Source organism: Dietzia sp. E1 (genome assembly GCF_014145015.1).
GTDB lineage: Bacteria > Actinomycetota > Actinomycetes > Mycobacteriales > Mycobacteriaceae > Dietzia > Dietzia cinnamea_A.
The window spans coordinates 1-3,299 of the sequence record NZ_JAALDU010000183.1 but is presented as its reverse complement, the minus strand read 5'-3'; the positions used below and the strand labels follow the sequence as shown (position 1 = coordinate 3,299).

Genomic DNA, 3,299 nt, shown 5'->3' with positions numbered 1-3,299 from the left:
GGAGTCGGCGGGCTCGCCGCGGAGCGCGGCCAGCAGGTAGGGCGTCCACACGAGCAGGGCGATGAGGATCGACCCGGACCCGATCACGGCGAGCCGGGCCGCGGGCAGCCAGAGCGGGATGACGCGTCGACCGCGCCGCGCGGCGAGCACCGCGGAGACGGTCGCGACGAGCGCCATGAGGACGACCGTGCCCGCCGCCAGTCCGGTGTACAGCGTGTAGGTGCACGCCGAGGCCCCGAGGAACAGGGTCGTGGCCACGGTGGCGCCGCGGCCGGCGTGGCGGGCCGTCGGGCTGACCGCGTGCCACGCGAGGATGAGCACCGGCGGCAGGAACAGTGCCACCACCGCACCGTACGGCTCGGGGCTGCCGTAGGCGAGAACGATCGAGGTCGAGACCAGGCCGACCGCGGCGCCGAGGTCGGTGCGCAGGATCCGCGTCCACAGCACGGTGACCAGCGCGGCCGCGACCGCCAGCGACAGGATCGCCCACGGCTTGAACGCCGCCCAGCCCTCGAGGCCGGTGAGGTTCGCGAACCGCCCGCCCAGCCAGAACCACCCCGACGGGTAGAACGACGGCAGGTCGATGTACGCCATGTCGGGCAGCCCGAGCGAGGTGGCCGAGCGGCCGAGGAACTGGGTGCGGAACTCCTGGTCCACGCTCACGCCGTGCAGGTACAGCCGCGACGCCGCGAGCGGGATGCCCAGCGTGGCCGCCACGAGCAGGGCCGACCCGGTGGGGGCGGCGAGCTTGCCCAGCCGAACCAGCGCGGGCCGACCCCCCGGCCGCTCCCCGGCGCGCGCGGCGAGGATGCCCGCCGCCACCAGTGCGACGGCGGCGGTCTGACCGACCACGGTCAGGGCCCGCAGGACGTTGGAGTTGCCGTAGGCGGGAAAGGAGACGAGCGAGAAACCGACCAGGACCACGGCGGTGACGGCTGCGGCGAGCAGCGTCGCCGCCCCGGCCAGACCGGGTCCGCGGAGTGCCGGCGGCATGCTCAGAAGGGGAGCTTGCGGAAGATGGGGCGCGGGACGTGCGTGAGCACGGCCATGACCCCGCCGAACGCGGCCGGCGCGAAGACCGCGCCCTTACCGGCGCCGGCGTTCTTCACCGCGATGCGGGCGACCTCCTCCTTGTTGATGGTCAGCGGCGCCTCCTTGACGTGCGCTGACATCCGGGTGCGCACCTGGCCGGGGCGGATCACCAGGACGTCCACCCCGTGCTCGTCGAGCGCGTACCCGAGACCGGTGTAGAAGGAGTCCAGACCCGCCTTGGTGGAGCCGTAGACGAAGTTGGAGCGGCGGGCCCGCAGGCCGGCGGCCGAGCTCATGGCGATGATCCGGCCGAAGCCCTGGGCCTTCATCCGCTCGGCGAGCAGCACGCCCACCGAGACGGCGCCGGTGTAGTTGATCTGCGCGATCTGGACCGCCTTGCGCTGGTCGGACCAGAGTTCCTCGTTCTCCCCGAGGAGGCCGAACGCGACGATCGCCACGTCGACGTCCCCGCCGGCGAAGATCTGCTCGAACGCGGCCGGGTGCGTGTCGGTGGCCGCGGCGTCGAAGTCCACGAGCTCCACGGCGCTCGCGCCGGCGGCCGTCATCTCGGCCCGCGCGTCGTCCACACCGGGGTCGCCGGGCAGGCAGGCGAGGATCACGCGCATCGGGCCCTGCTGCAGGTACTCGGCGCAGATGGCCAGGCCGATCTCGGAGGTTCCACCGAGCAGGAGCAGGGTCTGGGGGACGCCGACGGCATTGATCATGGGCAGGAGTCTACCGACGGGGCCCGACACCGCTGGGGGCGCTCACCCCGCTCAGAGCAGTTCGAGCCGCCGGCCCATGTCGGAGGCGAACACCCCGTGGGGGTCGATGCCGCGGCGGGTGGCGATCCACGAGTCGATCTCCGGGTACATGGCGTGGAACCGCTCGGCCGGGACGCGCGAGTCCTTGGCCGTGTAGAGCCGCCCGCCCATCGACATGACCTTGGCGTCGAGGTGGTTGACGAAGCTGTTGAGCCGGTCGTTGATGGGGAAGTCCACGCACACGTTCCAGCCCTCCATGGGGAAGGACAGCGGCGCCTGGTTCCCGGGGCCGAACAGCTTGAACACGTTGAGGAACGAGTAGTGCCCCGAGCGCTGGATGTCGCCGATGATCTCCTTGAAGCCCTCGACGGCGCCCGGCGGGACGATGAACTGGTACTGCAGGAACCCCTTGGATCCGTACGCCCGGTTCCACTCCGAGAACAGGTCGAGCATGTGGTAGAACGCCGGCAGCGTCTTGATCTGGTTCCGCGACGTCCCGCCGAGTCGGTAGTAGACCTCGCCGATGGGGCCGAAGGTGTACTTGTTGGCCAGGCCGTTGGGGAACACGTCCGGGAACGTGATGAGCGGCTTGGCGTCCATCGCCAGCGGGTTCTTCGCCAGCTTGGGCGCGTACTCCTCGAGCTGGGCGAGCGTGGCGAGCGAGCCGCGGGACACCGCCGCGCGGCCGAGCTTCGGCGGCGCGCTGATCGCGTCGAACCACGCGGACGAGTAGGTGTACTTCGACTCCGACCCGTCGGTGTGCAGGGCGATCGTCTCGTCGAGCGAGCCGGTCTGGTCGGAGTCCGCCAGGAAGTAGGCGGTCTCGGTGCGGGTCATGGAGATCCACACCTTGAGGATGATGCCGGTGAGGCCGTTGCCGCCGACGGTGGCCCAGAACAACGTTCCATCGGGGTCGTCGGCGGTGCCGCCCGGCTCGAGTGTGAGCACGCGGCCGTCCGCGACGAGCAGCTCCATGCGCGTGACGTGGTTGCCGAACGAGCCGGCGGAATGGTGGTTCTTGCCGTGGATGTCGTGGCCGATCGCGCCGCCGACGGTCACCTGTCGCGTGCCCGGCAGGACCGGCACCCACAGGCCGAACGGGAGGGCCGCCCGCATGAGCTGGTCGAGGTTGACGCCCGCGTCGACCACGGCCAGCGCCTTCTCGGCGTTGAGCTCGTGGATGCGGTTGAACCGGCTCATGTCCAGCACGAGCCCGCCGGAGTTCTGCGCGCTGTCGCCGTACGACCGGCCGAGTCCGCGCGCCACCACGCCGCGCCGCAGGTGGGCGGGGGAGGAGGCGTTGGAGTCGTTGACCGCCGCGACGGCCGCGGAGATCTCGTCGACCGAGCGCGGGGTCAGCACGTGGCTCATCGCCGGGGCGGTGCGGCCCCAGCCGGTCAGGCGCCGGAGCTCGGTGTCCAGCGCGGTCGGGGCCGGTGGGGTGTTCTGCGCGGTGCTCACGCGGTCGAGGTTACCGCCCGGTGGGGCGCGGCCGCCGCGTCG

The 3,299-nt window shown here is 71.8% G+C and carries 3 protein-coding genes; all 3 read right to left on the bottom strand.

What is annotated here, in order from left to right; all coding sequences use genetic code 11:
- On the bottom strand, positions 1-993 hold a 993-nt coding region (locus G6030_RS07440), incomplete at its 3' end, for an arabinofuranosyltransferase (RefSeq protein WP_182642684.1).
- 2 nt (positions 994-995) lie between these two features.
- The gene (locus G6030_RS07435) at positions 996-1,757 is read right to left on the bottom strand and encodes a decaprenylphospho-beta-D-erythro-pentofuranosid-2-ulose 2-reductase (protein ID WP_182642683.1); all 762 of its coding nucleotides are present in this window, start codon (positions 1,755-1,757) and stop codon (positions 996-998) included.
- Positions 1,758-1,808: 51 nt separating this feature from the next.
- Positions 1,809-3,257, bottom strand: coding sequence for an FAD-binding protein (locus tag G6030_RS07430; protein WP_182642682.1), 1,449 nt, complete (start codon positions 3,255-3,257; stop codon positions 1,809-1,811).
- Positions 3,258-3,299: the final 42 nt, after the last annotated feature.

What these genes read in the sequence shown, in the direction of transcription:
- G6030_RS07435 (WP_182642683.1), bottom strand. Translation starts at nt 1,757, where the DNA reads ATGATCAATGCCGTCGGCGTCCCCCAGACCCTGCTCCTGCTCGGTGGA.